Genomic DNA, 14,153 nt, shown 5'->3' with positions numbered 1-14,153 from the left:
GCCCGAACGACTACTGCTGCCCCTGGCTTCGGCGCATCGCCTGCCGGACACGTCCGGCCTCCCGAGGGGCGTGCGGGTTCGGACGGCCCGCTCGGGAGCCGGCGAGCTTCGCACCGATGTGTTCGCCCACGGTGATCGGCGAATAGCGGCTGCCCGCCCCCACGCACGACGGCAGGGTCGAGATCATCGCGTCGAGGTTGCCGTCGTGGAAATAGGCAGCCGAACGACGCCGCTCCACCGTTCCGTCGACGACGGGCGGCTTCACCCGGTGCAAGGTGGACATCCACCGCTCGTTGGTCCAGCGCGCCATCAGATCACCCAGGTTGATCAGCAACGCGCCGTCGGCGGGACTCACGTCGTGCCAGTCACCGTGCTGGTCGAGAACTTGCAGACCCTTGACCTGGTCGGCCCACAACACGGTCACGATGCCGTAGTCGGTGTGCTCCCCCATGCCGGTGAGGTCGCCGTCCAGCTCGATCTCACCGGGCGGCAGCGCATAGTTGTTCATCCGGAGCACGTCGAGCGAATGGTCGGTGAATCCCTCGAAGAAGTCGGCGGGTAGGTCGAGGGCATCGGCGAAGATCCTGGTGAGCGTGTGGGCGACGCGTCGTGCCTCGTTGAAGTATGCCGACACCGCCGCCTGGAAATGCTCGACGGCCGGCCACGTGTTCGTCGCGTAGTGGTCGGCGGGTAGATCGAGTTCCGGGTACTGCGTCGCCTCCACGCCGACGTTGAAGGCCTCGAAGAAGTCGTTCATGCGTGCCGCGGACTCGACCCCCAGCGACAACGACAGGGATTCCGACTTCGGGGGCGCGTATCCCCGATTGATCTCCGGCGGCGTGCGGTAGGTCTTCTTCAGCTCCAGTGGCAGCGCGAAGAAGACGTCCATGGCGGCGGTGAACTCGTCGATGACGGCGGCGGGGATCTCGTGTCCGACGACCTGGATGAAGCCGACCGAACTCGCCGCGTCGTCGAACCTGGCCGCCACCACGGCCCGATCGGCCGGGTCACCGTTCCGCGTGTACGGCGAGATGTCGATGAGCGGTACGTCGAATCCGGTGGCGGCGGCGGTCATGGCGTCCATGGTGGCACCGATCGCGAGACCGCGCTGGTCGGCGGAACCCGTTCTCAGGTGCGCTGACCGGCGCGGTAGTGCACGAAGGCGGGGATCAGCAACGCCGCGATGATGGTCGCGACGACGACCGCGATACCGCCGAACGCGGTCGCGGCGGCGACCCCGATCGAGGCGGCCGCGGCGCCGTGGGCGACGTCGGCGATCCGGGGCCCGCCGGCGACCACGACGATGAACACGCCCTGGAGTCGGCCGCGGACCTCGTCGGTCGCGGCGGTGAGCAGGATCGACTGCCGGAACGCCGCCGACGCCATGTCGGCCGCACCGCCGATCATCAGCAACACCACCGCGACGAGGAGCATCGGCATGGCTGTGCCGTCGGCGAACGACACCGCGATCCCGGTTCCGGTGATCGCCAGACCCCAGATGATGATGCACACGATGACCGCCAGGCCCTGGCGCTGCACGCGGGCGACCCAGCCCGAGAAGATCCCACCGACGACGGCTCCCGCGGAGATCGCCGTGAACAGCAGGGCGAAGGCGATGCCGCCGCCCTCGGGGCCGCCGAAGTTCTCGTGGGCCATCTGCGGGAAGAGCGCCCGCGGCATGCCGAAGATCATGGCGATCAGGTCGACCAGGAACGACGCCAGGAGGATCTTGTGCCCGGCGAGATACCGCAGCCCTTCGAGGACCGAACGCAGGCCGGCCACCTTGGGCGCGGCATCGCTCTCCGGCCGCAGCGACGGCAGCATCGCGACGGCGATGAGCGTCGGCAGCAGGAAGATCGTGTCCACGAAATACAACAGCGAATAGCCGAGGACGGGGATCAGGGCGCCGCCGACGAGTGGCCCGGCGATGGCGCCGGCCTGCATGACCGTCATGTTCAGCGACAGCGCGGCGGGCAGGTCCTTGGCGTCGAGCAGCCGCGGTAGCACCGCCGTCCGCGTCGGCTGGTTCACGGCGAAGAACGCCTGCTGAACGGCGAAGAGCACCAACACGATCCACACGTTCTGCCCACCCGCCGCGGCCTGCGCCCAGAACAGGGCGCTGCAGACGATGAGGCCGACGGTCGTGATGATGAGCAGGGTCCGGCGGTCGACGACGTCGGCCAGCGCCCCACCCCAGAGCCCGAACACGACGAGCGGCACCAGGCCGAAGACACCGGTCAGTCCGACGTAGGCAGAGCTACCGGTGACCTCGTAGATCTGGGCCGGCACCGCGACCACACTCAACTGCGCGCCGATGACGGTGACGATGTTCGCCAGCCACAGTCGCCGGAAGTACTGGTTGCGCAGCGGCGCGGTGTCGGCGAGGAGGCGGGGCATTTCCATGATGCTAGGACCGCCCGCCGACGTCCGGCCACGCAGGCACTCCACAAGGCCGCCTGTGGACAGTGCCGTCGCGTGGTCGCTGCCCTCCGCTATGGTCATTCCGCCCGAGGCGCACCTTGCACCTTGGTCGGGGCTCGGAGAAGGGGATGCACATGGGTGTTCGACGCTGGATGACGGTGGTGACGGTCGCGGTGGCCGTCGTACTCGGCCTCGCGGTTCCGGGGACGGCACAGGCCGGTCCGCGGTATCCGACGGCCGGCGATCGCATCACGGTGCAGGTCGCGTCGGATCAGCAGAGCGCGTACGGCTTCTGGTGGGTCGACGGTCACAACCGGATGTCACCTCGCGGGGGCCGCGTGGGCATGAACCTGCGCGACTACGATCCGAAGACCCGATTGTGGTCGACCACAACCACTTTCACTTCACACAAGCAGCGACAGCAGACAGCCGCGAACATCACGTCGTGGGGCGGTTACGCTCGCTGCACGATCTGGGTGAACGGCGTACGCGTCGCGCACCATGTGTACCGGGCACCGATCTTCGCCCAGGCGCAGTGCGGTATCGCCAGACTCGACCCGAACCGCCTCGACTACCGCTGACGGCCCGCAGAACGGGTGTCGACGCTCAGGGTTGCAGCCGTTCGGCGCCCCAGGAGTGATCGACGTGGGTCAGCCGAACCCGGTTGTGCAGGCGGTTCGCTCGCCCCTGCCAGAACTCGACCTCGACCGGGACGATGCGGTACCCACCCCAATTGGACGGGACCGGGACCTCGGCACCCTCGTCGAACCCGCCGTAGGCCTCGGCGAGTTCGGCGGCCTTCTGCTCGAGTTCGACGCGGCTGCCGATGGGCCGTGATTGCTCGGACGCGGCCGCCGAGAGCTGCGAACCGCGGGGTCGGAGCTCCCAGTACGCCTGGATCTCCAGGGCGCTGACGTGTTCGACCGGTCCGCGGAAGTGGACCTGCCGTTCCAGTGCGATCCAGGGAAACGTCACCGAGGCATACGGATTCGCGGCCAGGTGCCGGCCTTTGTCGGACTCGTACCCGGTGAAGAAGACAACGCCGTTCGCGTCGACCCCCTTGCACAGGACGGTGCGGGTCGACGGCCTGCCCTCGGCGTCGGCGGTGCCGAGGACCATCGCGTTGGGCTCGGCGATCCGGGCGTCGACGGCTTCGCGGAGCCAGACGTGGAAGAGATCGAGCCACGGCGGGTCGCCCCGCAGCCAGCTCGGGTCGAGGTTCTCGCGGATGCCGTCGGCACCGGCGGCGCGGTCGCCCTCGCCGATGTTCGGTGGGATGCCGCCGCCGTATCCGACGCGCATGTTCGGCAGGTCGATGGGGTCGCGCGACTCGTCCAGCACTTTCCTGACGCTACTCCGACCGTGCTCGTTACTCCGGGGTACACGCGGGGCGTCGTGCTGATCTACAGTTCGTCGTGGATTGCATCCCCGTGGATGCACGACACGGACGTCGAGTGAGGTGGGTTGCCATGGCCAACACTGTTCCCGAGGATTTCGTCGCCGGACTCGAGGGCGTGGTGGCCTTCACGACCGACATCGCCGAACCGGACAAGAACGGCGGCAACCTCCGCTACCGCGGCGTCGACATCGAGGACCTGGTCGAGAACAAGGTGACCTTCGCCGACGTGTGGGCCCTCCTGGTCGACGGCAGGTTCGGCGACGGCCTGCCGCCGGCCGAACCGTTCCCGCTGCCGATCCACACCGGTGACGTGCGCGTCGACGTCCAGGCCGCGCTCGCCATGCTCGCCCCGATCTGGGGTTACCAGCCGCTGCTCGACATCGACGACGAAACCGCCCGCGACAACCTCGCCCGCGCGTCGGTGATGGCGTTGTCGTACGTGGCGCAGTCCGCGCGCGGCATCCACCAGCCCGCGGTCCCCCAGCACGTCATCGACGAATGCGACACCGTCACCGCACGTTTCATGACCCGCTGGAAGGGCGACCCCGATCCCCGGCACATCGCCGCGATCGACGCCTACTGGGTCAGCGCCGCCGAGCACGGCATGAACGCGTCGACGTTCACCGCACGGGTGATCGCCTCCACCGGAGCCGATGTCGCGGCCTCGCTGTCCGGCGCGATCGGCGCCATGTCCGGCCCCCTCCACGGCGGCGCCCCCGCGCGCGTGCTGCCGATGATCGAGGAGGTCGAGAACACCGGCGACGCACGAGGACTCGTGAAGGGGATCCTCGACCGCAAGGAGAAGCTCATGGGCTTCGGGCATCGCGTCTACCGCGCCGAGGACCCGCGTGCCCGCGTGCTCCGCCGCACCGCCCAGGAATTGGGCGTCCCCCGCTTCGAGATCGCCGCCGCACTCGAGCAGGCCGCGCTCACCGAACTCCGGGAACGACGCCCCGACCGCGCCATCGAGACCAACGTCGAGTTCTGGGCGGCGGTCATCCTCGACTTCGCCGAGGTGCCGACGCACATGATGCCGGCGATGTTCACCTGCGGCCGGACCGCCGGCTGGTGTGCGCACATCCTCGAGCAGAAGCGCCTCGGCAAGCTGGTCCGCCCGGCCGCGATCTACACCGGCCCGAGCCCCCGTCGCCCCGAGGACGTCGAGGGCTGGGGTGACGTCGTGAAGCCGGGCCTGTAGGTCCGTTCCACCAGAATCGCTACTTCCCCCACAGATTCGCTATTCACAGATAGCGAATCTGTGGTCGAGGTAGCGACCCTGTGGAGGCCAATCGGCTGTGGACAACGTCTGAGTGAATTCCACAGGGACGCCGAGGCACCCGCAATCGGACCGGGGCGGCCTCACCATCGAGCGCATGCCCGACAATCACGTGATCCGACGGTCCGCTCTCGCAGCCCGTCTCGGCGAGGACGAGATCCGGTTGCGTCAGGAGACTGGCGCGCTGCGGAGCGTATGGCGAGGTGCGGTGCACCTCGGACCCGCGCCCGACGACGAGCTCGAACGCTATCGCCTGAAGATCCGCGGCGCCGTGGCCGTCGGCGGGAACGGACGCGTGGTCAGCCACGAGTCCGCCGCCGCGCTCCACGGCATCCCCCTCCTCCGACCGGACATGACCACAGTCCACTTCACCTCGTCCAAGACCGGTCGTACCGGGGACAAGATCCACATACACCGCGACAACCTGCCGGACGAGCAGGTGATGTCCGTCGACAACGTCCGGGTGACGACGCCGGCCCGCACGGTCGCCGACGTGGCCCGCCTGGGGACGTTCGAACAGGCAGTCTGCTGCCTCGACAGTGGTCTCCGCTCCGGCATCACACACGCCGAGATCCAGGCCGTCGTGGCGTCGAGCATCAAGATGAAGGGCATCCGACAACTGCGTCAGGCGCTCTCGATGGCCGACGCACGATCCGAAAGCGTAGGCGAATCCTTCAGCCGCGCAACGATGATCGCCGTCGGACTCCCGCTCCCCGACCTCCAGGTGACCATCCTCGACGGCGACGGCAGGTTCGTTGCCCGCGGCGACTTCGGCTGGGACGACAAGGTCATCGGCGAGTTCGACGGCAAGGTCAAGTACTCGGGACAGTTCGGCACGCCCGCGTCGGAAACGGTGGTCGACGAGAAACGACGTGAGGACGCCATCCGGCGAACGGGGCGGCTCGTCGTGCGGTGGACGTGGCAGGACCTCCTGGACCCGCATCACTTCCGTGGCCTCATCACAGGTGCCCTCCGCGATGCGGGACTCGTCTGACGTGCCCGCCCCAGAAGCCCTACTCGACCCAGAGGTGCGCTACTTCCAGGTAGCGCACCTTTCGATGAAACAGCGATTCTGCATGGGGCCACCGGCGCAGAGATCGCCGCTGCACCACCCGGCTGCCGACACCTAACCCGAGGCGCCCCCACAGGTGGCGAGGGCCACTCCCTAGAATTGCCGTCATGAGCGAAGCCGCCACCGCATCCATCACCCTGCCCGCCGACCTGCTGCCGTCGGACGGCCGCTTCGGTTGCGGGCCGTCGAAGGTTCGCCCCGAGCAGTTGCAGTCCCTCGTCGACACCGGCGCGTCGGTGTTCGGCACCAGCCACCGTCAGGCACCGGTGAAGAACGTCGTCGGCTCGATCCGCGAGGGGCTGTCGAACCTGTTCTCGCTGCCCGAGGGCTACGAGGTCGTGATCTCCAACGGCGGCACCACGGCATTCTGGGACGCCGCGGCGTTCGGCCTGATCAAGCAGCGTTCGCTGCACCTCACCTATGGCGAGTTCTCGTCGAAGTTCGCGACGGTCTCGAAGAAGGCCCCCTTCCTCGACTCCCCCGCGGTCATCTCGACCGACCCCGGCACCGCGCCCGACCCGGCCGCGCTGACCGTCGACGACTTCGGCGGCGTCGACCTCATCGGCTGGGCCCACAACGAGACCTCGACGGGCGTCGCGGTGCCCGTCGTCCGTCCCGCCGGTTCGGATGACGCGCTCATCGCCATCGACGCCACCTCGGGTGCGGGCGGCCTGCCCGTCAACGTCGCCGACGCCGACGTCTACTACTTCGCGCCGCAGAAGTGCTTCGCCGCCGACGGCGGGCTCTGGGTCGCGCTGATGAGCCCACGCGCGCTCGCACGCATCGCCGAGATCGCCGAGACCGATCGCTGGTGCCCGGAGTTCCTGTCGCTGCCGACCGCCGTCGACAACAGCAGCAAGAACCAGACCTACAACACCCCGGCCGTCGGATCGCTGCTGCTGTTCGCCAACCAGATCGAGTGGATGAACAACAACGGCGGCCTCGACTGGTGCGTCTCGCGCACCGCCGATTCCAGCTCGCGTCTCTACCAGTGGGCCGAGGCGAGCGAGTTCGCGACGCCGTTCGTCACCGAGGCGACCAACCGCAGCCAGGTCGTCGGCACCATCGATTTCCACGACGATGTCGACGCCGCGGCCGTCGCGAAGATCCTTCGCGCGCACGGGGTCGTCGACACCGAGCCGTACCGCAAGCTCGGCCGGAACCAGCTGCGCATCGGCATGTTCCCGGCCATCGAGCCGGAGGACGTCAGCAAGCTCACCCAGTGCATCGACTACATCGTCGAGCGCCTCTGATCCCCTGCTCGACACCTCGTCGCCGGCGCGCCGCACAGATCGTTGCGGCGCGCCGGTGGTGCTTCACCGAACCGGTAGCCTGGTTCCCACAGACCACATACGACGCATCGATCGCTGGCGTCGCTTGCGCCCCACGCGTGCTGAACTGCGGTTTTGCCGCGTGTCCCACAGTGAACCGGCAGATCGGTGAGTTAATGTGACCCCAATGCGTGCACCGACCGGAGGAGGAGCAGATGCGTGAGCTCCGCGTCGTCGGGGTGGAAACCGACGGCTCCCATGTCATCTGCCAGGACCCGCAATCGGGCGAGAAATTCCGCATCGCCTCCGACGAACGCCTCCGCGCCGCCGCCCGCGGCGACATCTCACGACTGGGACAGATCGAGATCGAGATGGAGAGTGCATTGCGGCCACGCGAAATCCAGGCACGAATCCGAGCGGGTGCAACCGTCGCCGAGGTGGCGGCCGCAGCCGGGGTGGGTGTGGACAAGATCGAACGCTTCGCCCACCCGGTCCTCCTCGAGCGCAGCCGCGCCACCGAACTCGCCGGCGCCGCGCATCCCATCCGCCATGACGGCCCGGCAGTGGCGACCCTGGTCGAGTCGGTCGCCGAGGGACTCCTCGCCTACGGCCAGAATCCCAACGACGCCGACTGGGACGCATGGAAGGGCGACGACGGGTACTGGGTGGTCCAGGTCGCGTGGAGCGTCGGACGCACCGACAACCTGGCGCACTGGCGCTACCAGCCGGGATCGCACGGTGGCAGCGTCGACCCGCTCGACGACCTGGCCGACGAACTCACCCATCCCGAGACCATCGCGCCCCGTCGTCGGCTGACCCCGGTCGCCACCCCCGAAGTCGCTGTCGAGACGACCCCGGACGGACGCGAAGAGGTCACCATCGACGCGGCCTCGATCATCGGTGCGCAGCGCGCCCGGCACGACCGCCGCACCGCGGCCGAGGACGACGGCGCCGTGCCGTTCGACTTCGGATTCGACGACGAGCCGTCCGCCGACACCGCCGAAGCCTCGGACACGGACGACGCGGCGGCCACTTCCAACGCCGACGACGCCGACGCCGACGAATCGGTGCCCGCACCGTCGTCCGGCCCCGAACGTCCGCGCCGCAAGAAGGCACGTAAACCGGCGGTCCCGGCGTGGGAGGATGTCCTGCTCGGCGTGCGCAGCAACGGGAACAGCTGAGTGTCCTCCGCGCGCGCGGCGACGGTCTGGTTCATCGACACCGACGACCCGGCCGCGATTCTCCGCTCGCATCCGGCCAACGACTCGCAGCACGCCCAGCAGGTTGCGACGACCGTCTTCGGTGACAGCGTCCTGGTCCCTCTCGTCGACACCGATCTCGCGTCCGCTGCCGCGGTCCGCGACACCCACGTCTACGCCGGGTTCTACGGCCCGCTCGCCGTCGTGTCGTGTTCGCTGTTCGAGACGACCACGCCGTCGACGCTGACCCGCGCGCTCGCGCGGATTCGTCCCAGCGCGACCACGACCCTCCTCTACACCGAGCCCGACTCCTCACTCGGAGTGTTCGCCCGGTGGGAGTCGGGGACGCTTCGACGCTCCTTCGCCGCCGACCCGGTCACCATCCACGAGGACCACGGCCTGCCGTTCACGTTCGAGAAGCCGTTCTGGGGTGGCGAACACCCGCTCAGCCACGCCGAGGGCGTGCCCACCGCACCCATGTCGCTCCCCTTCCATCCCGCGCACCTCGCCGAGGAATCGAACCGTGCGTGGCTCGGGTTCCGCTACACCCACCCGCTCGCGGAGTCCGATCTCGACCCGGCCCAGATCACCGTCACCTGCTTCGCGTTGCATCCGACCGAATACGAACCGACCGCGGCCGACTACGAGAACTACCGCGCCGCAACGGCTTCGCGCGCCCGGGAGCGGACGGGATCGCCAGGTCAGGACGCTCGCAAGCGCGGGCGCATCCGCGAGTACTTCGGGTTCTAGGGTGCGGGGCGTCCCAGCGCGAGCAGCGCGATCGACGACGCGACCCCGGCGAGGAAGCCGAGCAGCAATCCCCACACGACCCACCGCCACACGGGCCGCGCCCGGAACTCCCAGAGGGTCCACCCGAGTCCGCCCGCGACGACCAGTACGGCGGCGATTCCGAGGAACCGCAGGATCTCGCCGATGAGCAGGTAGACGCCGACCAAGACGAATGCGGCGAACAGGGCGCACGAGGCGCCGACGATCAGCCCCAGGGCCCACGGCGTCGGTTCGACACCCTCCCGCTCGACGGTCACGATCCCATGGTGCCCGACCGGGCGCGCTCGTAGAACGCAACGGCCGCAGCGGTCGCCACGTTCAGCGAGTCGGTGCCCCGGCTCATCGGGATGCGCGCCTTCACGTCGGTGGCCGCCATCGCCGACGCGGTGAGACCGGGGCCCTCCGCACCGACCAGGAAGCCGACCTTCTCGGCGGTGACGGCTTCGGCCAGGGTCACGGCGGCGGGATCGGGCGTCAACGAGACCAACTGGAAGTCGCGTTCGGCCACCAGGTCCAGGCCGCGCGGCCAGTCGTCGAACCTCGCGAACGGCACGAGCAGTGCATGGCCCATCGACACCCGCACGCATCGGCGGTACAGCGGGTCGGCGCAACCCTGACCGAAAAGCACTGCGTCGACGCCCAATCCGGCGGCGTTGCGGAAGATCGACCCGATGTTCTCGTGGTCGTTCACACCTTCGAGGATCGCAACGGTCCGCGCGCTCTCGAGGACCTCCGGCACCGTGAGCACGGGCGGTCGGCGCGACACGGCGAGCACGCCGCGGTTGAGGTGGAAGCCGACGATCTCGGCCATGACCTCGGCGGTGGCGCGGAAGAACGGGACACCGGCCAGCCCGGGATCACGGAGATCGGCGTCGAGCTCGTCGAGGCGTTTCGCGACACCGAGGAAGGCGTGGGTCGCGAACCGTGACGCGATCATCCGCTGGGCGACGAGAACGCCTTCGGCGATGACCAGACCGCGGCCCGGGCGCCCGCCGGGCAGAACCGGGAGATCGGGCCGTCGGTCGACGGAGTTGAGGTCGCGGAAGTCGTCGACGCGCGGGTCCTCCGGGTCGTCGATGTCGATCACGTTCACTGCGAGCCCGGGCACCGCAACAGTCTGCCACCCGGACGAAACCGGCAGCGCACGGGTGTGAAACTGTGGAGAGCGTGACCAGCGATTCGACTCCGATGTCACGTCTGTCCCTCACCCGCGCCACCGACGCGGACTGGGCCGACATCATCACCACCGATGCCCGCGCGTTCGCCATGCGCAATCCGCTGCCCGACGACGAGGTCGCCGATCTGCGCGGCAAGGTCGCCGACGACGACGTCGTGCTGGTGCGCGACACCGGGTTGGACACGCGGCCCCTCGTCGGGGTGGCGATGTTCTACCGGATGTCGATGTCACTGCCCGGCGGTGGGGTGTCCGACGCGGCCGGACTGTCGTGGGTCTCGGTGGCGTCGACCCACCGGCGGCGTGGCATCCTCCGCCGCATGCTCACCGAACTCGTCGAGCAGTGGGAATCGGAGAAGTACACCTTCGGAATCCTCACCGCGAGTGAGGGCACCATCTACGAACGCTTCGGCTTCGGACCGGCGTGCTTCGCGAACTCGGTGTCGCTGAGCCCGGGCGCCCAGATGCGCGCGGCCCAGCCCAACGATGCCACCGTCCGGTATGCCGACGCCGACGCGGTGGCCGCCGCGATCCCCGACCTCCACGCACGGTGGACGCTGACCACCCCGGGCGCGCTCACCCGCACCCCCGCCTGGTGGAATCCCATCCTGGCCGACCGGGCGTCGGAGCGGCCGCTGTCGGCGAGCGGTCTGCACTACCTGCTCCACGCCGACGGCTACGCGAGCTATCGCATCTACAAGGACGAGACCGGCGCGGTGCGCGGCGAGGTCAACGAGGTCTTCGCGGTCACCGACGACGCACACACCGATCTGTGGCGCGTCCTGATCAGCCTCGACCTCATCCCCTCGCTCACCGCGACCATCCCGGTCGACGACCCGCTGTCGCAGAAACTCGTGAATCCGCGGTCGGTGTCGGTCACTGGGACCGCCGACACGATGTGGCTGCGCATCCTCGACGTCCCGGCCGCCCTCGGCGCCCGTCACTATGCCGCCGACCTGGACGCCGTGATCGAGGTGACCGACGAATTCCGCGGCCACGGAGGAGTTTTCGACATCTCGGTACGCGAGGGCGGGGCGATCGTCGCGCCGGCGAAGTCGGGAGCGACGCCCACCGTCTCGCTCGACATCTCGGTGCTGTCGAGCATCTACCTCGGCGGGATCCGACCCTCGGCCTTCGCGGCGGCGGGACGGTTGCGCGTCGACTCCCCGGCGACGCTGCGCGCGCTGGACCACGCGTTCATGACCGACCGCGCACCCTTCTCGGGCACGTTCTTCTGACCCTTCGAGACGTCCCTCCGCAAGCTCCGGGACTCCTCAGGGAGCGGTGAGACGTCCCTCCGCAAGCTCCGGGACTCCTCAGGGAGCGGAGAGACGTCCCTCCGCAAGCTCCGGGACTCCTCAGGGAGCGGAGAGACGTCCCTCCGCAAGCTCCGGGACTCCTCAGGGAGCGGGATTAGATCGCGCGTGAGCGCGGGACGTCGGTGTCGGCCTGCCCGAGGATCTTGTTGGCGATGCGCACGGCCTCGCGCAGGATGTCCCGCTCCTCGGCGGACAGTTCCGCGAGGCGGTCGCTCAACCATGCCTTGCGGGCGGCGAGTTCGTCGGTCACGACTTCGACGCCTTCCGGGGACAACGTCACGATGGCCTGACGGCCGTCGGTGGGATGGGGTTCGCGCTTGATCATCCCGAGATCCGACAGCGAGGCGATGACCCTGGTCATCGACGGCGGGCGAACCCGCTCGGCGGCCGCGAGCGCACCTGGTGTCATCGGGCCCTCGTGGTGCAGCGTGTTGAGGGCGGACAGCTGAGTGAGCGAGACCAGCTTGTTCTCCCGCCGACCTCGGAGTCGGCGCGCCAGGCGCACCACGGCGAGGGACAGGTCGCCGGACAGACTTCCGTCACCATAAGGTGCATGCATTGCCAAATCGTAGGCCAGGAAATCGGCCTCACTGCCCGTCCGCGACGAAATTGAACCGGGTGGACTACACCGAAACGGGCAAACCCGGACAGACGACCAAGTCCGTCAGCCGATGAGGTCGGAGATCGGTCCGCGCGCGAAGTAGGCGACGAAGATCGCGGCGACGAACCAGAGCAACGGATGCACGGTGCGGGCCTTGCCCGCCGCGGTCGCCATCACGACCCAGCTGATGAAGCCGATGCCGATACCGTTGGCGATCGAGTACGTGAACGGCATCGAGACGACCGTCAGGAAGGCCGGCAGCGCGTAGTCGAGCCGTTTGAAATCGATGGACGTGAGCTGGCCAATCATCATGGCGCCGACGACCACCAGCGCGGGGGCGACCGCCTCGAGCGGGATCACCTCGTAGAGCGGCGTCAGGAACATCGCCACCAGGAACAGGATTCCGGTCACCACGTTGGCGAGGCCGGTGCGCGCACCTTCGGCGATACCGGACGCGGACTCCACGAACACCGTGTTCGACGACGCCGAGGCGGCACCGCCGGCGATGGCGCCGGTCCCCTCGACGACGAGCGCTCGGCCGATACCGGGCAGGTTGCCCTTCTCGTCGGCGAGCCCGGCCTCCTTGCCGAGGCCGGTCATCGTGCCCATGGCGTCGAAGAAGTTGGAGAGCACCAGCGCGAAGACCAGCACCGATGCCGCGAGCACACCGATCCGGGTGAACGCGCCGAACAGGTCGACGTCACCGACCAGGCTGAGATCGGGCAGACCGCCGAGGGCGCTGGGGATGTCGGGCACGCTGAGACCCCAGCCGGAGGGGTTGTCGACGCTGGACCCGTAATCGAAGATCCGCTCCAGCACGATCGACAGCACCGTCGTGATGGCGATACCGATCAACAGGCCACCGGGGACCCGACGCACCACCAGGACGCCCATCAGCAGCACCCCGACCGCGAAGATCAGTGTGGGGATCGTGGAGATCGAGTTGTCGCTGCCCAGCTGCACCGGGACGGTGGTGCCGGCGGCATCGGGGATGCGCTTGACGAATCCCGCGTCGACGAAACCGATGAAGGCGATGAACAGACCGATCCCCGCCGCGATCGCGGCTTTCAGTTCGGGGGGCACCGCGTTGAACACCGCGGTGCGGAATCCGGTGACGGCCAGCAGGACGATGATGATGCCGTCGACGACCACCAGACCCATTGCCTCGGGCCAGGTCACCTGCGGCGCGATGGACACCGCCAGCAGGCTGTTGATGCCGAGACCCGCCGCGATCGCGAACGGATAGTTGGCGACCAGGCCGAACAGGATCGACATCACGCCCGCGACGAGCGCGGTGACCGCGGCGACCTGCGCCAGCGGCAGGACGTCGCCCAGGACGTCGGTGTTCTTGTCCCCGCCCGGGATACCGCCGATGATGATCGGGTTGAGCACCACGATGTAGGCCATCGTGAAGAACGTGACCAGGCCACCGCGGAACTCGCGGTTGATCGTCGAACCGCGTTCGGAGATCTTGAAGAACCGGTCGAGCGGGCCGCGCGGGACCGCAGAATCCGGCCCCGGGGTGGTCGCGGGAAAGTCGGGCTCGGTGGGGAGGTTCCCCTTCGACATGTCCGCACCCGGGGTGTCGGAGGACCTCAGATCGCGAGACTCACTCGGCTCATCGTGTGGCAC

The 14,153-nt window shown here is 68.7% G+C and carries 14 protein-coding genes; 7 read left to right on the top strand and 7 right to left on the bottom strand.

Annotation, left to right across the window (positions count from 1 at the left end; genetic code table 11):
* Nucleotides 1-10: 10 nt before the first annotated feature.
* Together LEL84_RS21210 and LEL84_RS21205 are read right to left on the bottom strand one after the other, a co-directional pair.
* Nucleotides 11-1,084 (bottom strand): isopenicillin N synthase family dioxygenase, encoded by a 1,074-nt coding sequence (locus LEL84_RS21210; RefSeq protein ID WP_137810791.1) that lies wholly within the window; start codon nt 1,082-1,084, stop codon nt 11-13.
* 44 nt (nt 1,085-1,128) lie between these two features.
* Nucleotides 1,129-2,397 (bottom strand): MFS transporter, encoded by a 1,269-nt coding sequence (locus LEL84_RS21205; protein ID WP_065630765.1) that lies wholly within the window; start codon nt 2,395-2,397, stop codon nt 1,129-1,131.
* 158 nt (nt 2,398-2,555) lie between these two features.
* On the opposite strand from LEL84_RS21205, the gene LEL84_RS21200 reads away from it, so the two are divergent.
* Nucleotides 2,556-3,002: a hypothetical protein gene (locus LEL84_RS21200; protein ID WP_165630397.1), complete on the top strand. Its 447-nt coding sequence runs from the start codon at nt 2,556-2,558 to the stop codon at nt 3,000-3,002.
* 25 nt (nt 3,003-3,027) lie between these two features.
* On the opposite strand, the gene pdxH is transcribed toward LEL84_RS21200, so the two are convergent.
* On the bottom strand, nt 3,028-3,723 hold the full coding sequence (gene pdxH / locus LEL84_RS21195; protein WP_413466991.1) for a pyridoxamine 5'-phosphate oxidase: 696 nt from the start codon (nt 3,721-3,723) through the stop codon (nt 3,028-3,030).
* A gap of 167 nt (nt 3,724-3,890) precedes the next feature.
* On the opposite strand from pdxH, the gene LEL84_RS21190 reads away from it, so the two are divergent.
* The 5 genes from LEL84_RS21190 to LEL84_RS21170 all read left to right on the top strand — a co-directional run bounded on the left by LEL84_RS21190 (nt 3,891) and on the right by LEL84_RS21170 (nt 9,388).
* On the top strand, nt 3,891-5,018 hold the full coding sequence (locus LEL84_RS21190) for a citrate synthase 2 (RefSeq protein WP_165630399.1): 1,128 nt from the start codon (nt 3,891-3,893) through the stop codon (nt 5,016-5,018).
* A 175-nt stretch (nt 5,019-5,193) separates the two neighbouring features.
* Nucleotides 5,194-6,090: a hypothetical protein gene (locus tag LEL84_RS21185; protein WP_226512719.1), complete on the top strand. Its 897-nt coding sequence runs from the start codon at nt 5,194-5,196 to the stop codon at nt 6,088-6,090.
* A gap of 185 nt (nt 6,091-6,275) precedes the next feature.
* Nucleotides 6,276-7,421: a phosphoserine transaminase gene (serC, locus tag LEL84_RS21180; protein ID WP_159370288.1), complete on the top strand. Its 1,146-nt coding sequence runs from the start codon at nt 6,276-6,278 to the stop codon at nt 7,419-7,421.
* Nucleotides 7,422-7,654: 233 nt separating this feature from the next.
* Nucleotides 7,655-8,620, top strand: a complete 966-nt coding sequence (sepH, locus tag LEL84_RS21175) for a septation protein SepH (RefSeq protein WP_137810787.1) — start codon at nt 7,655-7,657, stop codon at nt 8,618-8,620.
* Nucleotides 8,621-9,388 (top strand): DUF6928 family protein, encoded by a 768-nt coding sequence (locus LEL84_RS21170; protein ID WP_068970273.1) that lies wholly within the window; start codon nt 8,621-8,623, stop codon nt 9,386-9,388.
* Here LEL84_RS21170 and LEL84_RS21165 read toward each other — a convergent pair.
* Both LEL84_RS21165 and LEL84_RS21160 read right to left on the bottom strand, forming a co-directional pair.
* Nucleotides 9,385-9,684 (bottom strand): DUF2537 domain-containing protein, encoded by a 300-nt coding sequence (locus tag LEL84_RS21165; RefSeq protein ID WP_058251607.1) that lies wholly within the window; start codon nt 9,682-9,684, stop codon nt 9,385-9,387. The genes LEL84_RS21170 and LEL84_RS21165 overlap by 4 nt on opposite strands.
* Nucleotides 9,681-10,535 carry a TrmH family RNA methyltransferase gene (locus LEL84_RS21160; RefSeq protein WP_226512718.1) on the bottom strand — a complete coding sequence of 285 codons (855 nt, stop codon included), beginning with the start codon at nt 10,533-10,535 and terminating at the stop codon, nt 9,681-9,683. Before LEL84_RS21160 ends, LEL84_RS21165 begins: the two co-directional genes overlap by 4 nt.
* 80 nt (nt 10,536-10,615) lie before the next feature.
* On the opposite strand from LEL84_RS21160, the gene LEL84_RS21155 reads away from it, so the two are divergent.
* Nucleotides 10,616-11,839, top strand: a complete 1,224-nt coding sequence (locus LEL84_RS21155; protein ID WP_226514377.1) for a GNAT family N-acetyltransferase — start codon at nt 10,616-10,618, stop codon at nt 11,837-11,839.
* 175 nt (nt 11,840-12,014) lie between these two features.
* Here the strand turns inward: LEL84_RS21155 and LEL84_RS21150 are convergent, their stop codons facing one another.
* Nucleotides 12,015-12,479, bottom strand: a complete 465-nt coding sequence (locus LEL84_RS21150; protein WP_137810785.1) for a MarR family winged helix-turn-helix transcriptional regulator — start codon at nt 12,477-12,479, stop codon at nt 12,015-12,017.
* 105 nt (nt 12,480-12,584) lie between these two features.
* A complete protein-coding gene (locus LEL84_RS21145) occupies nt 12,585-14,153 on the bottom strand; it encodes an NCS2 family permease (RefSeq protein WP_226512717.1) in 1,569 nt (522 codons plus the stop codon).

It is taken from the genome of Gordonia sp. WA4-43 (assembly GCF_020520305.1).
In the GTDB taxonomy this organism is placed as follows: domain Bacteria; phylum Actinomycetota; class Actinomycetes; order Mycobacteriales; family Mycobacteriaceae; genus Gordonia; species Gordonia hongkongensis.
Note: the sequence above shows the minus strand (reverse complement) of the source record. Positions and strands in the feature narration are given on the sequence as shown.